The sequence below is a fragment of the Sphingobacterium sp. UBA6320 genome, from assembly GCF_002440335.1.
Taxonomy (GTDB): Bacteria; Bacteroidota; Bacteroidia; order Sphingobacteriales; family Sphingobacteriaceae; genus Sphingobacterium.
Window position 1 is genome coordinate 181,037 of sequence record NZ_DJTA01000030.1, and the last position, 17,551, is coordinate 198,587.

The following is a 17,551-nucleotide window of genomic DNA, read 5'->3' on the forward strand; positions in this document are numbered from 1 at the left end:
CTTATTGTCAATTAAACAGCATAGGTAGATCCAAATACACTAGTAGAGCTGCAGTGCATCGATGATGACGGTATAGATATAATCAAGATCATCATCGCTTATGCAGTAAGGAGGAACGAGATAAATGATATTGCCCAATGGTCTGATCAAGATGCCTCGGCTTAAAAAATAGGGGTATAAGACCTCACTTAAAACACTAAAATAAGATGTTTTTTCATCCTGTTGTAGCTCGATAGCCAAAATAGTTCCCGTTTGCCTAGCATATTTGACCTTTGGATCCAGTACAATATGAGCAAGAAAGGTCTGATGCTTCTGTTCAATAGCTGTTATTCGATCACGAGTTTCCTTTTTTAATAAGAGTTCCATGCTTGCCAAGGCAGCTGCGCAGGCCAAAGGATTAGCTGTAAAGGAGTGACCATGGTAGAGAGCCTTTTTTTTATCATCGGCATAAAAAGCATCATAAATAATCGAGGAGCAAGTGGTCAGGCCTAAAGGCATGGTACCACCCGTAAGTCCTTTTGAAAAGCACATCACATCCGGATATTCGGTTAGGTGATCTGCCGCAAATAATTTACCCGTGCGCCCAAAACCGACAAAGATCTCATCTTGAATCATTAGAATACCTTTTTGACGGCAATAGTTCATGAGCATATTTAGATCTTCAGCTTTATGCATCAGCATACCAGCCGCCCCTTGTATCAAAGGTTCGTAGATGAAACATGCGATGTCGTCAACATACTGGTCGATTTCTTCGAATAAGGATGCTATATTGTCGTGGGTCGGTATATCGATAAAAATAACATCAAAAAGAAGATGCCCAAATGGTTCGGTCCATACCCCACGTGCACTCACCGACATGGCACCAAATGTGTCACCATGATAAGCATTTTGAAAGGCTAGGATTTTTGATTTCTTATGCCCCTTGTTCGCGTGGTATTGTACACACATTTTAAGTGCGACCTCCACAGCTGTCGATCCATTATCCGTGTAGAATACTTTTTCTTGATTGCTCGGAAGGAGCTTTAATAAATTTTCGGCTAGCTGTATGGCTGGTTCATGTGTAAATCCTGCAAATATCACCTGTTCAAGGGTATTGAGCTGGCGGTACACGCGGTCTGCTATGTAAGGATGGGCGTGACCATGTAGCGTCACCCACCAAGAGGAGACAGCATCGATATAGCGCTTGCCCTCGTTGTCATAGAGGTAAGTTCCTTCAGCGCGCACGATAGGCACGATCGCTGATGCCCCTTTCATTTGTGTATAAGGATGCCAATTTACTTTTTGATCCCGTGCTCTTAAATCGTCGTGCATGATCCCTCCTTGATTCCTTTGGCTAGGGGCTGGAGTCCCAATGTCTGGAACATCTTCATATCCTGAGATACACCGGGGTTGGGAGTCACCAATAATGTTTCTTGTTCACCAGTAAAAATAGAATTTGCTCCAGCCATAAAACACCATGCCTGTTCGGTTTCACTCATCTCAACGCGCCCTGCACTGAGTCTTACCATAGCCTTAGGCATGACGATACGGGCCGTCGCAATCATTCTGACCATATCCCAGATGTCGACCTTTGGATTATTTTCTAAAGGAGTGCCCTTTACTCGAGCTAGTGCATTGACAGGGACGGATTCAGGATGCTTGGGCATTGTTGCTAAGGTTAATAGCATAGAGATGCGGTCTTTGTGAGACTCTCCTAATCCAATGATGCCGCCAGAACAAACGGTGATGCCCGCTTTGCGGACATGGTTGATGGTATTGATCCGATTGTCAAATGAACGGGTCGAAATAATCTCGTCATAATAGTGTTCTGAGGTGTCCAAATTGTGATTATAAGCATATAAACCCGCTTCTTGTAGACGTATTGCTTGCTGTTCGGTCAACATCCCTAATGTACAGCACACTTCTAGCCCCAGTGCATTGACTCCCTTTACCATATCAATAATTCTGTCAAAATCACGGTTGTCACGCACTTCTCTCCAGGCAGCGGCCATGCAAAATCGAGTGGAGCCATTCTTTTTTGCCTTTTTAGCATGATCGATTACGGTTTCTGTCGGTAAGAGCGCCTGTACATGGATGTCAGTATGGTAGCGCGCCGCTTGACCACAATACGAGCAGTCTTCAGGGCAGCCTCCGGTCTTGACAGACAGTAAGGTGCACACTTGTACTTCTGCAGGATTGTGAAATTCTCGGTGCACCGTAGCGGCTTGGTATATAAGCTCCATGAGGGGCTGATCATAGATTTGCTGTATTTCTTCTTTGGTCCAGTTGTTTCTGATCTTTGTTTTCATATTGTATTCGTTTGTGTTAAAGAGTTAAACCATGGGCAAGATTGCTGATGGCTTGTGCCGTTATTGCGCTTAAATGCGGTATATGGATCACCCGAGTATCGGATGGTATGTGCTGGCTAATCACCTTTTTTGAATCGGGGTCGATGCCACCATTAAATAGGATATATTTCAAATGCAGGTTTCGTTGTTTTATGGCATTGATCGATAGCAAGGTATGATTGATGCAACCGAGATAGTCTTTGACTACTAGGGCAACAGGAACTGCAAATGATTGTATTAAATCAATCATAAAATGGTTATCATTAATCGGGACAAACAAGCCTCCGGCACCTTCTATGACCAGATGATTGTCTGTTGTCGGGACTTCAAAGTCCGCTAGAGCAATGCTGACCGCTTCTAGTGCTGCCGACTTATGTGGTGATGCTGCAAGCTTTAGTTTATACCGTTCGCTGTGGATGACCACATCGCCTTGTAGCAGATCATAGATGCGCATACTGTCTGTTGCATGCAGTTCTCCAGATTGAATAGGTTTCCAATAGTCCGCTTTCAAATATTGTGTCAATACAGCAGCACATATTGTTTTCCCGATTTCTGTCCCGATTCCGGTGATAAATAGTTGTTCTTTCATAGCTATTTAAAATGTTATTTTTCTTTTACTAAAAATAATAGTAACATGCTGTTTTGCTCACTTCACAGCGATAGGTTTTCTTGTATAAGAGATGCCAGCAATCGGATATCTTCTTTCGTATTAAACGTATGAAGGCATATCCTCAGACGTTCTTGTCCCAATTTTACTGTTGGAGAAAAAACCGCGTAGGTCTGTAGGCCTTTGTGCAATAGGACATCTCTTAATTGCAAGAGTTGCTCATTATTTTTTACCGCAAGTGCTTGAATAGGACTTTCTTTTGCAGATAGAATCGGGAGACCCTGTGATCGAAAAAACTGAATATTTTGTTGCAGCTGATCAGCTAAAGATGGATGATTAAGGATATACTGATACCCCATTTTTAGCTGCATCCACGTCAGATCTGTTGGTGCTGTACTGTATATAAATGGTGAACCAAAATTGATCAAATAGGATTTGACGATAGCCTTACATAGTACCGCAGCTCCATGACATCCCATTGCTTTGCCATAAGTAACAAGAGTCGCGAAAACGTTGTTTTGTAAATCCGATCGATGAACCAATCCGTACCCAAATACTCCAAAAGCGTGTGCTTCATCGACGATTAAAGAAGCGCCATATTTTTCAGTCAACTGTATTATTTCTTTCAGCGGAGCGAAATCGCCTTCCATAGAATACAGGCTTTCAATAGCGACGTAGCAGATACCTTGGGTACGTTTGAGTTTATCTTCGAGATCTTGAAGATTATTGTGTTTGAATTTCCACTTTGTTGCGGTAGACATCATACATCCATCGTGTACAGATCGATGGATATACTCATCGACAATCACGGTTTCTCCTTTTTGTGGTAGGCATGAAAATAAAGTTAGATTTGCGATATAGCCCGATGGAAATAGTAGCGCGGACTCTGCGTGATGAGTTTGGGCAAGAAAATCCTCTGTTTCAAGTGCGACTTGGGTATGACCGCTGATGAGTCTAGATCCCGTGCTTCCGCCAATCAAAGTATGATCGTCTTGTATTGCTTGCAAAACTTCTGCATGGAACTCTTGGTTACGGGCCATACCCAGATAGTCATTGCTATAAAAGTCAGTTGCCTTAGCACGAGGTTTGAGCGCTCTTAAAAATCCTGATTCGGATCTTTGCATCAATCGGGTCGCCAATAAACGATACATCTTCTCTGTTTAATTGATGTACGATCCAATCGCCGAAATCCATTCTTTATACAAGCCTTGCTCTATAGCCTGTATATCCTCGGCATAGCGTTCCCAATTGGGCGAAAACAGTTGAAGCTGAGCAGTCATTTCTTCCAGATGCCCTTCTTCTTCGAGAATGATAGATTTTACCATTACTTTGCTTTGCTCTAGGTCGAGTGTATGTTGATAGATGGGATAAAGTTGATCAGCACGAACCTCAATAGCGTAAGTCACAAAGAGGTAAGCCGCATGCTTAAGCGCTGGTCCGCAGAGATTAAAAGTATCTTTGAGGTAACGGCAAGATTTAATATCCAACTGATGTAGGTATTGTCTGGTATATCTTGGAGCAATGAGATACCTGTCGTCATAAGTCTTGCACATATCGTTACTTAATTTTCCAATCTGTTTTTTCAGATAGTACGCATGCCGGTGTTCTTCAGCGGCATGTTTGAGCTGAATAATATCTACTTTTGTGGAGTGTTCACATTGTGATATTTTTCTAGCACCGGCATTTTCCATAAATGATAGTGTGTTCAACCACTTTGCGTGCAGTTGATCTTGTTGGACAATATGTCGGATTACTTGGTGAATATCCATAGCCTTAATTTTGAGACAAAGGTATTGCCCTAGTAAACACGTATCATGTGCCAGTTTTAATTTTTCAGCTAGTCCGGATGAAAAGCTTATTAAATTTGTTAAGAATCGAAGTTTTTTATTTTTTGTGTTATTTAATTCTGATAGTGAGTCGATTATGTCATTCAATGATCACGTGGATTCCTGCCAATTTTGCTTTGTATTTGATCTTTTCCATGAGGCCGTAGTAGCTCCAATTACGCAGTAGGAAGTCATCCTCTTTGGCTAATCGTTCTTTGTTAGATTGATTGACCAAGAGCAAGGTACCTGCTTGCGATTTGATACAGATATCAATAAGTCTACGGCTGTACAGGTGTAGTCTACTATCGACATAGTTTTTTTCTTTTTCATGATAATGATCGAGACTTTTGAGTTTTCTTTTTCTTCCATTTCCACCCTTATTATAGGTGGAAGCTTTCTGTAGGCGATATCTAGCAGCCTGTATCGCTATACGTCGGTATAGAAACTCCTCTTTTGAGCCGATCTGATAGTTGTCTCTATCAATAGCCACTGAAATCGGATGTTCGATGGATAATGATGCTTCGGCGATGATATGTTTGTTTAGTGTATGTTCTTTATTGGGTATTTCTAGTGCGAGGAGTATAAATATCTTGCCTTTTACGATTTTAATGGAACTTGCACAGATTTTGAGTTGGCCGATCAATGCGCGTTGCAGAAGTACGCGTTTATCGGTTCTATCTTTTCCTAAATAAGTGCGGAATGGGATTTTAAAGAGATTCAGTTTAAAATCTCGGCTATGCTCATCATGACTTAATTTAAGTGACCGAGAAGAAAAGGGAATAGGCATATCTTTCTTATAATTGCGCAGGGAACGCTGTCCTTTCCAATATGCTAAGCGGTCAGATTGAAAATTTTTTATCAGAGAAGTATTCACCTTCGATAATATATCAGTAGGAATCTGTCCTTTAAAATAGCTTGAGAGCAGTCGGTATGTGGTATTCATACGTGACGTGTTTAGTATTCCCTCCCCATCAGTACTGCTATCGGTTAATGTTACTTTAACATCTGTTTTGAGGTAGATCAGATCTTTTATATTTTCTTGTACATATTGATGCGTAAGCACTAGATTTGCTCCCCGATACACAATATCTTGCCATTCGTATAATTTTTTGAAATATTCACTACGTTTTTCTTTATCATCGCAGTCGATAAAAATTTGAATTTTGCGAGTTAATATAGTCGTTTCACTGGCCATAATCCTTTACTTTAAGCAATTTGTTTACTAGGTTTTATTTTACTGTGCGCTTCTACAAATAACTTTTTAACGGTCGTAGGATCTAATTGTAGCTGTTGTGATATTTGCTCGAAAGACAACTGTAGTTCATAGCGCATGTGAAATATCTCGAATTGTTCATCCGTAAAATTTCCTTGCGCTATCATCTTTGGATTTTTGCTCACCTGACCTATTTTTTGATTACTGTTTAAGATCGCACGTAGCGTTCCAATTGTTTTTTCCACCTGCATATTGACTTCATAGTCCGATATGCCACCCAGATAATAAGCTATTCGTTCATAATTGAAGCTGTATTGTAGGCAAAGTTTAATGAAGAGCTGCTGTTCGATATTTAATGAAGGCAACAGGGTGTATATTTTATGTAGTTTATCCTTATTCTCATCCTCTAGTCTTTCCACATCGATCAAGTCTTCGACACACTCTTCTTTCGGCTCATATTCGTCCCTAAACTCTTGTTGATTTTTGAATGCATCTAGCTGTAACAGACTTCTGTGAAAACGATTTCTAGACTTGTTGTAGTATGCATGGACTGCCATGCGAATCTGAGTTTTTAGAAAGTTGAAAATATCTGCTTCGCTATGTACATTTTCGCGAAATAGCCACAAGCGCAAGAAAGCTTCCTGGGTGATACTCTCTGCAATGCATGTATCCTGTATTGCACGGTTGGCTCTGCGGTAGCAATAAGGATAGAAGTGCTGGTAGAAAAAGTTAAGTCCCTTCTCTATGCCATTGTTCAGATAAGTAATTTGAATTTTGGTATTTTTTTTAATGTAAAGTTTGTTCATATTTCGATCTCTAATTGGTTGAAGATTAAAAAAAACGTAGTCAGCTCCTATTTCGGTGGATTTTTTTATGGGTCGAAGCAGGACAAGTTGAGTGATTTATGAATGGGCAAATTGGTATTGAAGTGAAAAATGGGAATCTGATTTTTTTTAAAGGGCTGCTATTCTTTTTAAAGTCCTTTTAATTTTGAAAGGCCAACAAAAGGCTACTTAACTCAAAATTCAATGTTGTAATGACAGGCTATATAGCTATGAAAAGTCAAGCTTATATATCACTATATTAAAACTTAAAGAAATAATTTAAGTCTTTTTTTAGGTCTTTAGTGAGTGGCTATTGCCCTCACCCTACGGCTGTACAAGCAACACTCGATAAGTATAAAAGTCCTTTGTTGTATATACCAGTGAGCCTATAATTTTAACAAACATAGCAGGGTTTTATTAAAATATAGTTAGGGTACTTGATGAGGCGATTAAACACTCACCCTGCGGCTATACAAGTCGCCTCGATGCCAATGCTGTATGAGTTTGCAGACATAGGACATGTCGTTCTTCATGGTAGATGAATGTGTCATATTAAGGTGTCAAGTATAAAAATATGTCGCGCCAATATGTAATAGTAATCAATAATGAATGAGATTATTAATGCAATTATATAATGGTTGTGATAGTTTAAGTTTCATCATTAATTAAACTTAAACATAAACATAATTGTGTATCGCTTCAAAATTTGGGGTCATAAACAAGACCAATATGAGTAGACCCTAATTATATGTTTACCAATGCAATTTTGGAAAACATAAAATAGGATCAAAATCCATGATCATCTCATCTAGATGTGGCCAGTAGCTTTAACTATTGGAGTATATAACTCATGAATGGACCTGTTTAATTTTAAAGTATTTAGTGAGTGGTCATGCCCTCACCTTACGGCTCCACAAGAAGCCTCGATCTTTCAATACCAGTATGTCAAAGAACTTGCAAATGGAATCGGTCAATTTGGTAGAAAAATAACATCAGTTGTTTTTTACACAAACAAGCACATTTCCTTATTCTTACATTCTAACGCGATCGCTTAAGGATTATAATTGGTAAAGTCGTCCATAATATAGATCGGTTACTTATCTATTTTTAATATCATCATATATTTATTCAAATTGCTGATCATGCTTGATATCGATACAAATATAATAGTAATTGGATTATTGAGCAAATAAAATTACACTTTTATTTATGTTTTATTTGCGCAAATAATTATTCTATTTGTTACGTGTCAAGTAATAATGAAAATACAATTATAGATATTGGGATCCGGTTTCGTAAGCGAAGAGATGATTTGCGTTACTCTCAACGAGATGTCGCACATATGACCGGACTTACTATCAATACCATTGCTGCGGTTGAAAAAGGAAAGGGTACAACCATCTTCAATTTCTTATCGATCTGCCGTGCCTTAAAGATTCAACCTAAATCAATTTTTGAAAAAGAAATAGATTTAAAACCCTTATATGATATTGAGCCAGAATCTAAACGGCGCATTGAAACAACACAAAAGCTAGATGATTTGGTTTATAATTCTGACTTTTTTGACACCCGAAGACGTGTCTCGGAAGTATTGGCCAAACTGAAATCGGATAAAAATGACAGTAATAAGTTTTCTGTTTACCTAACAGAATATTGTAAGCATGATGTGTTAGAATATGAAAAAGTAGGCAACTTTAAGCTGTATATAAAAAAACTAAAATAAGGGTAATCAAACTCCGATCTCAAGCTAGATCCATGCATTTTGTTCTACTATCTATCCAGCCATTTTTTAAAATCATTGACTTTTTCTCGGCTCACGATCATATCCGTTTGTTGATCATGATGTAAATAAACACGTAGTCTTGAATTGCTGTGAATGGCGATTTCTTTAATATGTTTGATATTGATCAACTGGCTGCGATTGATCCGGAAGAAGAGATTGGGATCTACGAGCTGCTCGATCTGATCTAAGCTTAGGTCTAATAAATAATCGTGCTGATCCGAGCAACGACAATAAGTCCCTTTGTTCGCACTATAAAAGCAACTGATCATGTTTGTTTCAATCATTTTAATTGAAGCGCCTATCTTGATCGTAAAACGCTCTTTATAGTGCTTGACCTCATTGGTCAATAGTGATTTTATCTGAGCAAAATCAAAGGTCGGACGAGACTGAAATTGTTGTAAGAACTTATTGAAAGCAAATACCAGTTCCTCATCGATAATGGGTTTTAATAGATAATCAATACTATTGAGCTTGAAAGCCTTGAGCACAAATTCATCATATGCCGTTGTGAAAATCAATGCTGAATCAACAGTTTGCCCTTCAAATATTTCAAAAGATAGCCCATCTGATAGTTGGATATCCATCAAAATTAGGTCTGGATGAACATGCGTTGCAAACCATTCTTTCGCTTCTTTAACAGTATGTAACATGGTTTGGACGGTATAACCCATTTTTTCGATCTTTCGTTTCAGTAAACGTGCAGATGGTAATTCGTCCTCAATAATGATGATGTTCATGATGCTTTATTTTCTTTTTTTATCAATGGGAGTCCTACAATAAAATGATCAGTAGTTTTGGTTACCGTTACTGGATGCTTGGTCAATAGTGCATATCGCTCTTTAATATTCTTCAGACCTATTCCCATACCGTTTATACTTTCTTTTTCTTGCAAATTGTTTTGGATGATAAGCCTGTCGTATTCTTTAAAGATGTGGATATGCAATTGGTTATGAAGACTAAGGCTGTTGTGCTTGATCGCATTTTCAATTAAAAGCTGTAAGGCCAAGGGTACGACTTGTTCATCCTGCTGGATATCTCCATCAGCAATATGAATCTCCAGCGATCCTTCAAAGCGGATCGCCAAGAGATTTAAAAATATGCGTGCGAAACTGATTTCTTGACTGGCCTCTACGAGGCTTTTGTCTTTTTGTTCCAGTACATAACGGTATACTCTCGATAAGGAAGTCGTAAAATTAACCGCTTTTTGCGGATCTTCTTCGATTAAACTTGTGAGTACATTCAGACTGTTGAATAAGAAATGAGGGTCTAGCTGATTTTTTAAAGATTCAAATTGAGCATTGGCAGACTTGGTGAGTGCGGTCTGTTTCCTGAGCTGACTCTCTTTATAAGCTTTATAAAAATAGAAACTGAATATTAAAAGAGAAACAATAATACTGATCAGAGTCATATTAAAATAAGTCCCAATATGTTGTTTGGCTACAAAATCTAGTAAAGACTGATCGACTGCGATTTTGAGGATAGCAAATCTGATGATAAAAACAACGATCGGGGTCAGTACTGCAGTTGCTGGTATAAACAATAATATTCTTTTCACATAATGTGAATTTTGTGGAAATACTTGACAGACCTGACGGTATAAAAAGGTATTTATAAGATAAAGGAAAAAACCAGTTAAGAATCCTGATAACATACCTTTGGATAAGACAAAAGATCTTAAATCGAAATTAGGATCAGAAGCAAAGTTAACAGCGGTAATGACAGCACTAATGATGAGCGTAATGAGCAGGGCATTTATGCAAAGTGTTTTAAAAGGTTTCATCTTTTCCTATTTTACTGACCGCAGTTCTGAACAATCTGCTCCGCTCTTTCTTTACCCCATGCTGGAGCAAAAGGAAGTGCTGGTTTATGAGTCTCAAACAAATCTAATGCTTTCTTCACAGCTTCACACTCTTTGCTGATATCTTGTTTAAAATATTTTTTGCTTCCGATCTGAAACTCCGCAAGTCCTAATACCGCACGGGGATTGTTGGGATCTAATTGAATTGCCTTTTCATACAAAGCGTAGATGGTCGGTGCTAAGGTCTTGGATTTTGTCATTGGATCTGTCGTCAATTCTGCAACCAGGTTCATTGCTTTTAAAGTCAGCCATTCCGAATTATTGTCTTGGCTGCTTTTGTTAAGGATGATTTTGGCGTTTTGGATCAGTTTTAATTTTTCCTCCGGATCTCTTATGGAAAAGGCAGTAGTTGTTCCGATGAGTGCTTGATAATAAAGTGGAATCCAATTATCAGGCTCCGCTTGTGCAATCCGTTCAAATTGTGCTGCTGCTTCGGTTGTATTTCCAGATTTCCATAGTGCTAAGCCTTGGGACATTCCTTTCTCATAAGGGGACTGTGCATAGGTGGCGACTGAGAATAGGGCAATAAATGCAATTATTAAAGTTTTCATATTGATATTGTTTTATACTATCAAATTTCATTATTTATCTAAATGCCAACAATTTTAATGTGCTCAATTGTTGTATTTATGGGACGAACTGTCGATTATAAGTTGTCTAGTTGATTTTCTTTTTTATTTGAAGATAGGGTCCAGAAAAATCCAACAAAAACAAATCGCTTGGTACTAGGGGTGATCGCAATACGATTGTATATACCTTGCTGATTTGGCTGATCGGCATATTGATATCCGTAGATCGGACTACTGCCCAGTAGATTATTGACAGATAAGTGAATGATCTTTTGTTGCGATATAAGATAGGACCAGCTGGCAGAGAGTGTATTGTAGGCGTCTGTCTTGCGCTGTGTGTAAGACGGGAGATTAGGATCATGGTAGCTCCTTCCAGAAAGATAATTGTTTGTTAAACTGACTTGAGAGTGCAGGGCATTGATCCAATATTTTGCTACTACCGATAGGGTGTGTTTGAATACATAGGAAGGGGTGACGGAAAATGGAGCATCAGTTTCATTACGTTTGGAGTCCGTGTAAGCATAGGATATCCAATATTGTAAGTTTTTGATCGACCTATTATCTCTGAAAAACAGATCAATACCCTGCGCATACCCTGTCCCTGTATTGGTAAATATACTGCTGCTATTGATGCGAGGGGTATCGTACTTGATCAGGTGATCGTATGTTTTTCTGTATGCCTCAACACGGACTGTCCTTCCTTTTTTTTCGTAATAATAATTGAGGATGTAATGATGCGCTTGTTGCCATTTTATTTGCTTATCGTATATGAGCATCTCCTGTGGCCCCTGTTGATGAAAATCACCATAAGCAAAAGAAAGCTGGTTGTAAGGATCGATGAGGTAGCCTAAAGAAAATCGCGGCTCCAAGAGAAAGGGTTCAGCAGTGCTTGAAGTCCCCCGAATACCTAATTTTGCAATGAGGTTGTTATTCATGGCATAGGTGGTTTCAGTGTAAAGAGCAGCTATAGAAGAGATGTAGGAGGCTTCTTTGCGTATACTTGGGCTTGTAAAATCCTGTGTAAAATCAGTATAGAAATAGTCTATCCCAAAGATGCTTTTTAACCGGTTGTTCCATGATTTTGTGAACTTTTCTTTCACATGGACAGCGATCTCTTGATGTGGCATACCCATGCTGTCTGCTTGTAGTTTTTCATTTAGATAACCGATACCCATACCTGATTGCAAGTCCCATCCGCCACCGAGATTTTGCTGGTAATCGGTATTGAAATAACTGTTGTATGCCCTCTTTTTGATTGCTATAGGATGATTATAGTTGCTATTTTTCTGATATAAGCCCATATCTTCAAAATTGAACGAAGCATAGGAGCTGATAAATCCAGCTTTTAATTTTTGACGATAGATGAGTTCTCCAGAAGCGTTTTCATAGGGTTTAGTCCAATCAATGTTGGGTGTGATGATTTTACTGTAAGGCTTGAGGTTGGTGTAAGAAGTATTGAAAGTAAGGGATTTTGTTTTCCAGTTTTGTGTATTACTCAGACCTGACCCAACAGAAGAGATGGAAATCTCAGTTTTGTTGGGTTCGATTTGATTCGCTGTATTGAGAATCAGTACACTGGAAAGGGCATTTCCATATTCAGCAGAGTAGCCTCCGGTAGAGAAATTGATCCCTTTAAAAAGAAACGGTGAGAATCTTCCTCTTACAGGAACATCATTGGGAGAAGACGTATAAGGCTGCGGTACTCGAATACCATTGATGTAGGTCTGTGTCTCTGCTGCACTTCCCCCATGAACCATCAATCTTCCATTTTCTCCTGCTACCTGTGCGCCGGGAAGTGTCGCTAATGCTCCAAAAATATTACCCATACTCCCTGCCGTAGTGACAATATCCAACGGGGTCATCACGGTGTTTTTGCCCTTATCTCCAGCCTGCAATAGACCCGCTTGGATAACCACTTCATCCAATTGCTTTGCTTGCTCTTGGAGTTGTATCTGCAGGGGCTTATTTTGCGCGAGATCGAAGGGTATCGATTTAGATTCACGGCCAATTGCAGTAATTTTTAAAAGTTGATTTCCAACTTCGTACGTCATAAATGAAAAATTACCGAGGGAGTCTGTTGTGCCTCCATCATATGTCCCTACAATGAAAATATTGGCGTACTGCACCGCCTTTTTATTGCCGTCTGTGACGTTTCCATTGATTTTTATTTGACCGGAGACTTGTATAGAACAAAATAGGATGATGGATAGGATGTACTTCATGTTTTTTCTAATTTGACCTGAAAATGTGAAGCTTTAGCCAGCGGGACAAATAAGATTGGATCAGTTGTTGGATTATGGGGATGAGCTGTTTATTGGTGGATATGAACGGAATTTGGTCAGATTGTCATGTTAATTGTATTCACTAAAACTGATTGTACTTATTTGATTGGTTTTTTTTATTTTTTTGTTTGATATAAAAAAAATCTAAGTTACATTTGAATATAGACATGACTTTGTAGCTCAGCTGGTAGAGCAATTGACTCTTAATCAGCGCTTTAAGCTCATATTTCACTTCTTTAATTAATTGATTTTAAAATACTTAAGCAAATTTATTGTCAGATCAGTAGTTTTAAAATTTTGTTGATTAACCTTGTTTTTGAGCCTTAAATAGGCCCCTGTTCTCGCATGTGTTCTCGCTATTTCAATGAAATATTCTCCTTTCTATCAGTATAAAGTTAAATAGGTTTTTTTGATTTTTGAAGTTATGGTAATGCGCTTACTAAGGACTTTCGTATTTAATGAGAAATTGCTTCTTGTTGGGACCTCATTATTTTCAAGGGTATATAAAACATAATTTTCATGTCTCACTCCTATTTATTGTAAAACATTCTCATTTTAGCACACACTTTTATCGCTCGCCGTCCTGCGAGTTGAGCGAAGGTCGTTGAAGAGAAATGCGTAGCATGATTCAACGATATCTATGAAATAGACGAAGCTGTTGGCGGTATTTTTGAAATGGGGATTGTGTGATGGGAATATCAAAAATAGTGACAACAGCGAAGCCTGAGCGACCAAGCAGGCGAGCCAAACTCGAAAAGCATGAAGATTTTTAATGTGTGCGCAGCACTTATTAAAAAGATTTAGGTGCTTTTATGAAGTGAAGGAATTACCAAAACATAAATAATGACAAACTGAGAAGCATTGAAAATGAAATTATATGTAATATTATTTCGTTTTCAACTTGGTTTGGCTATATTTATGACGGTAATTCCAAAACGGAATGCCTTATAAGCTATTATAAATTTAAATGAATCAAACCCGAAAATATTATGTTGAATATCCTAATAAAATTGGAAAATTTAAATTAAATTTTGGATCTGTAAATCAATATGGAATGCAGAAAGCCTGTTTTCGAGGAGAGGATTCGTACAATCCTATTTACCTTGAACCAGGATATGAAACGGTAGACGGACTATTTTTTAGTTGTCCCATAAGAATTTGTTTTATAGAGGTTAGGGGAATTCAATTAGATTTGATGACAAATAATTATCTAGCTAATTGCTTAGTTTTTTCGAAAGACTATGCCCTTCACAAAAAACTTACTATAAAAGTTGATGAAAGTATGGGATTTATGGGTGTTAATCAATATATTAATATCCTTAACGAATATGTAGATAATGTAAATGATATATTCAATCTTAAGAATGAGATTGACCATTTTTGTTTAAAAACTTCCTCTGACAATCATATTATTCAAATCATTAATAAGCTAGAGTTTCAGGAGTTCGAATGTTCTTATGCACACGTAGGAAAAGATAATAGCTTTTGGTCAGAACATTTTATTAAAAATATTCCTGAAAATAGGCATTTGCAGGATTGTATTATAAAAGCTCTGTCACAATGCTATGGTGAAAAGGTGGTTCAAAAAGATGCAAGGACTCTAGAAGTTAGCTTTAATCATCATAAGGCATGGTCACAACATATTGGTCGAATAGATAATGGTATCATAGCAGGCGACAATATTAGAGAGTTATTAAAACTTCACTTCTTCAGATTTTATAATAAAAACAAAGAAATGTATTGTAATTTCATGCAAAATACAGCTTAGTTGGTTTTTAAGATTATTGAACTTAAGGCTATAACAACTATTTAATTTCAAAGGTATAAAGTTACAAATATCGAGATCAAAAACTTGTGTTATTAACATCTTATAATACCTAAATTAAATGACATATCATTGTAAAATACTATTTTTTTTAGACTGATGAAGATTAATTTGTTGGCGGTTATTCCAAAGAGAACACCTAATTTTTCTGCAGATGTTAATAATTTTAGTAATTTCGCTGAATGAAATTATTGTCACTATATTCTGGAGCAGGAGGGTTAGATTACGGTTTAACAAAAGCGGGTTTTGATGTTCTGTGGGCAAATGACATTAATAAAGATGCTTGCCAGACATATAAGTCAAATATAGGTGATCATATCTTTCATGGTGATATATCTGAAATTATTAATGATTTGTCAAGATTTCAAGATGTTGATTTGGTTGCAGGAGGTCCCCCATGTCAAGGATTTTCTGTAGCTGGAAAAATGAATCCTGATGATCCAAGAAGTAAAGAAGTTTGGAACTTTTTAAAAGTTGTTGAAATTAGTAAAGCTAAAGCTTTTTTAATGGAGAATGTAAAGGCTTTGGGTACATTAGATAAATGGAAACCTCTAAGAAATGAACTCATAAAAAAGTTTAAATCATTAGGATATAATTGTGGTTTTGTTATAGTGAATGCCTCTGATTTCGATGTACCTCAAAATAGAGAAAGAGTTTTGTTTATTGGATTTAAGGCTAATGTATTAGAAGAAGTTTCATCCTTAGATTTAGATTCTATGCTCGCTAATTACAAAATCAAAAGCCCGATATTAAGAGAGGTTTTACAAGTTTTAGATAGAGCAGGAACTGGGAACAATAACTCTGTCTGTAATGCAAAAATTACGACGACTGCAAATCCTGTTTTAAGAAAATCGCCTTATGCTGGTATGATTTTCAATGGAATGGGAAGACCTATAAATTTAGATGGATATTCAAATACTTTACCAGCTTCAATGGGGGGAAATAAAACTCCAATTATAGATGATGATAATTTATATCATAATAAATTGGAATGGATAAAGGAATATCATAATGGTATATCTCAAGGAACTATAATTCCACAATATGGATTAGCTCCAAATAGATTAAGAAGGTTAACTATACAAGAGGCGGCGTTAATTCAAACGTTTCCTATAGATTATGAATGGAAAGGTTCGCAGTCATCAATTTTTAAACAAATCGGTAATGCCGTTCCTTGTAACTTAGCATTAAATATTGGTAAAATGATTATTGATACATTAAGTAATCAAAATAACTTAATTGTGAATAATCAATTGGAAATTTTGATATAATATGGCTGTAACAGTTGATAAAGTATTAGCAAAAAAGGTTTTAATAAAAGCATACGAAGAAGAACCGACTTCAAAAATTACTTTCGAAACTGAAATTAATTTTGTGTTAAATTCAAACCACAAAACATATAAATATATATTGATTAATGGCTTATTAGCTAAGGCAACAGTTAACACAGTAAACCCCTTAGCTCTTCAAGCAAAATCAAAGTTAAAAGGAGCATACGACGCAAGGAGCTTATGTCACAGTGTTTTAGTTCCATTTGAGAGAGAGGTTCTGAACAATCGTTTAGGTGGTTCAAATGAACCATTTTTAAATAAACCAGCTAGATTTGAAGAGTTAAGTACATCAAATGCAGTACGCAGAGGTGCTGATGCTGAAGTTTTATTACAGTTAATTAGAATATTTAGTGGGTTAAAAAGTTCTGCAGAAGCATATATCAATTTACAGTATTCATTAAAGTTAATAAAGGAAATTGTCCCATTAGAAATTTCATTGGCTCTGGATTATGAAGAAAATTATGAATCTATAGAAATTATTAAAATAAAAAAATTTTGCAAGGAACTTGTCAAAAAATCATTTGAGGGTAAAACAGCAGTCTTGGTCGTAGGTGCAATAGAAAAAATGTATTACGAAGATATTTCCAATAAATTTTCAGTTTTTGTTCATAACGTCAATCAAAGTGGTGCTTCAAGCAAAGAAATCGGTGATATAGACATTTATTATGATAGTGAGGCATTATACTTAATCGAAGTTAAGGATAAAAATTTTAGTGCATATGACATAGAGCATGTATATCAAAAGGCGATTTTAAAAAATATACATAGAGCATATTTTATTTATAATAACGTCAGAAATTTTGATAAAGAGAAGGTTGAAAATTTCAGAAGTAAATTAAATACAAAAAATTTTAATTTGACATTTATTGATATTGACTCATATGTTGAATTTATGTTATCAAGGTCAATTAAAATTACATTTCCAATATTTATAAGGCTAATTAAGGAAACTGCTTTAGAAATTAAAGCAATGAAAAACTTAATATTTTATATTAATTCAGTTTCCGAAATAACAAGCAAAGGTTAAAAAAAATTTTTATACATAGTTTTAATAATTTTATGCTTTAAAACTGTGTTAAATCACCCTCACAGAAACCCGGAAAGGT

The 17,551-nt window shown here is 36.8% G+C and carries 15 protein-coding genes; 4 read left to right on the plus strand and 11 right to left on the minus strand.

Going from position 1 to position 17,551, the window contains the following annotated elements:
• Positions 1 to 39 precede the first annotated feature (39 nt).
• The 7 genes from bioA to B3P23_RS19785 all read right to left on the minus strand — a co-directional run bounded on the left by bioA (position 40) and on the right by B3P23_RS19785 (position 6,779).
• Positions 40 to 1,311, minus strand: a complete 1,272-nt coding sequence (gene bioA / locus B3P23_RS19755; RefSeq protein ID WP_045755810.1) for an adenosylmethionine--8-amino-7-oxononanoate transaminase — start codon at positions 1,309 to 1,311, stop codon at positions 40 to 42.
• Positions 1,296 to 2,288, minus strand: a complete 993-nt coding sequence (gene bioB / locus B3P23_RS19760) for a biotin synthase BioB (protein ID WP_248755139.1) — start codon at positions 2,286 to 2,288, stop codon at positions 1,296 to 1,298. Before bioB ends, bioA begins: the two co-directional genes overlap by 16 nt.
• 16 nt (positions 2,289 to 2,304) lie before the next feature.
• Positions 2,305 to 2,916 carry a dethiobiotin synthase gene (gene bioD, locus B3P23_RS19765; RefSeq protein WP_045755812.1) on the minus strand — a complete coding sequence of 204 codons (612 nt, stop codon included), beginning with the start codon at positions 2,914 to 2,916 and terminating at the stop codon, positions 2,305 to 2,307.
• A 62-nt stretch (positions 2,917 to 2,978) separates the two neighbouring features.
• Positions 2,979 to 4,085 (minus strand): aminotransferase class I/II-fold pyridoxal phosphate-dependent enzyme, encoded by a 1,107-nt coding sequence (locus B3P23_RS19770; RefSeq protein WP_293928952.1) that lies wholly within the window; start codon positions 4,083 to 4,085, stop codon positions 2,979 to 2,981.
• A gap of 9 nt (positions 4,086 to 4,094) precedes the next feature.
• A complete protein-coding gene (locus tag B3P23_RS19775; protein ID WP_293928954.1) occupies positions 4,095 to 4,703 on the minus strand; it encodes a hypothetical protein in 609 nt (202 codons plus the stop codon).
• A 157-nt stretch (positions 4,704 to 4,860) separates the two neighbouring features.
• Entirely contained in the window at positions 4,861 to 5,955 is a 1,095-nt protein-coding gene (locus B3P23_RS19780; RefSeq protein ID WP_248755141.1) for a hypothetical protein, read from the minus strand.
• Between the two features lie 11 nt (positions 5,956 to 5,966).
• Complete coding sequence (locus B3P23_RS19785; RefSeq protein WP_094771804.1) at positions 5,967 to 6,779, minus strand: RNA polymerase sigma factor; 813 nt, start codon at positions 6,777 to 6,779, stop codon at positions 5,967 to 5,969.
• A 1,264-nt stretch (positions 6,780 to 8,043) separates the two neighbouring features.
• Here B3P23_RS19785 and B3P23_RS19790 point away from each other — a divergent pair.
• Positions 8,044 to 8,520 (plus strand): helix-turn-helix domain-containing protein, encoded by a 477-nt coding sequence (locus tag B3P23_RS19790; protein WP_045756244.1) that lies wholly within the window; start codon positions 8,044 to 8,046, stop codon positions 8,518 to 8,520.
• A gap of 47 nt (positions 8,521 to 8,567) precedes the next feature.
• Here B3P23_RS19790 and B3P23_RS19795 read toward each other — a convergent pair whose 3' ends face one another.
• From B3P23_RS19795 to B3P23_RS19810, 4 genes are all read right to left on the minus strand, one after another.
• Positions 8,568 to 9,317 carry a LytR/AlgR family response regulator transcription factor gene (locus B3P23_RS19795; protein WP_045756245.1) on the minus strand — a complete coding sequence of 250 codons (750 nt, stop codon included), beginning with the start codon at positions 9,315 to 9,317 and terminating at the stop codon, positions 8,568 to 8,570.
• A complete protein-coding gene (locus tag B3P23_RS19800; RefSeq protein ID WP_045756246.1) occupies positions 9,314 to 10,360 on the minus strand; it encodes a sensor histidine kinase in 1,047 nt (348 codons plus the stop codon). Before B3P23_RS19800 ends, B3P23_RS19795 begins: the two co-directional genes overlap by 4 nt.
• A gap of 11 nt (positions 10,361 to 10,371) precedes the next feature.
• Positions 10,372 to 10,989 (minus strand): hypothetical protein, encoded by a 618-nt coding sequence (locus B3P23_RS19805; RefSeq protein WP_248755143.1) that lies wholly within the window; start codon positions 10,987 to 10,989, stop codon positions 10,372 to 10,374.
• Positions 10,990 to 11,084: 95 nt separating this feature from the next.
• Positions 11,085 to 13,229, minus strand: coding sequence for a TonB-dependent receptor (locus B3P23_RS19810; RefSeq protein WP_293928958.1), 2,145 nt, complete (start codon positions 13,227 to 13,229; stop codon positions 11,085 to 11,087).
• 1,027 nt (positions 13,230 to 14,256) lie between these two features.
• On the opposite strand from B3P23_RS19810, the gene B3P23_RS19815 reads away from it, so the two are divergent.
• The 3 genes from B3P23_RS19815 to B3P23_RS19825 all read left to right on the plus strand — a co-directional run bounded on the left by B3P23_RS19815 (position 14,257) and on the right by B3P23_RS19825 (position 17,472).
• Positions 14,257 to 15,057: a hypothetical protein gene (locus B3P23_RS19815; RefSeq protein ID WP_293928960.1), complete on the plus strand. Its 801-nt coding sequence runs from the start codon at positions 14,257 to 14,259 to the stop codon at positions 15,055 to 15,057.
• 239 nt (positions 15,058 to 15,296) lie between these two features.
• Entirely contained in the window at positions 15,297 to 16,385 is a 1,089-nt protein-coding gene (locus B3P23_RS19820) for a DNA cytosine methyltransferase (protein WP_293928962.1), read from the plus strand.
• Between the two features lies 1 nt (position 16,386).
• On the plus strand, positions 16,387 to 17,472 hold the full coding sequence (locus tag B3P23_RS19825; protein ID WP_293928964.1) for a restriction endonuclease, SacI family: 1,086 nt from the start codon (positions 16,387 to 16,389) through the stop codon (positions 17,470 to 17,472).
• Positions 17,473 to 17,551 lie beyond the last annotated feature (79 nt).

Coding starts and splice junctions, on each gene's coding strand:
- bioA (WP_045755810.1), bottom strand. CDS start 1,311: ATGCACGACGATTTAAGAGCACGGGATCAAAAAGTAAATTGGCATCCT.
- bioB (WP_248755139.1), bottom strand. CDS start 2,288: ATGAAAACAAAGATCAGAAACAACTGGACCAAAGAAGAAATACAGCAA.
- bioD (WP_045755812.1), bottom strand. CDS start 2,916: ATGAAAGAACAACTATTTATCACCGGAATCGGGACAGAAATCGGGAAA.
- B3P23_RS19770 (WP_293928952.1), bottom strand. CDS start 4,085: ATGTATCGTTTATTGGCGACCCGATTGATGCAAAGATCCGAATCAGGA.
- B3P23_RS19775 (WP_293928954.1), bottom strand. CDS start 4,703: ATGGATATTCACCAAGTAATCCGACATATTGTCCAACAAGATCAACTG.
- B3P23_RS19780 (WP_248755141.1), bottom strand. CDS start 5,955: ATGGCCAGTGAAACGACTATATTAACTCGCAAAATTCAAATTTTTATC.
- B3P23_RS19785 (WP_094771804.1), bottom strand. CDS start 6,779: ATGAACAAACTTTACATTAAAAAAAATACCAAAATTCAAATTACTTAT.
- B3P23_RS19795 (WP_045756245.1), bottom strand. CDS start 9,317: ATGAACATCATCATTATTGAGGACGAATTACCATCTGCACGTTTACTG.
- B3P23_RS19800 (WP_045756246.1), bottom strand. CDS start 10,360: ATGAAACCTTTTAAAACACTTTGCATAAATGCCCTGCTCATTACGCTC.
- B3P23_RS19805 (WP_248755143.1), bottom strand. CDS start 10,989: ATGAAAACTTTAATAATTGCATTTATTGCCCTATTCTCAGTCGCCACC.
- B3P23_RS19810 (WP_293928958.1), bottom strand. CDS start 13,229: ATGAAGTACATCCTATCCATCATCCTATTTTGTTCTATACAAGTCTCC.
- B3P23_RS19815 (WP_293928960.1), top strand. CDS start 14,257: ATGAATCAAACCCGAAAATATTATGTTGAATATCCTAATAAAATTGGA.
- B3P23_RS19820 (WP_293928962.1), top strand. CDS start 15,297: ATGAAATTATTGTCACTATATTCTGGAGCAGGAGGGTTAGATTACGGT.
- B3P23_RS19825 (WP_293928964.1), top strand. CDS start 16,387: ATGGCTGTAACAGTTGATAAAGTATTAGCAAAAAAGGTTTTAATAAAA.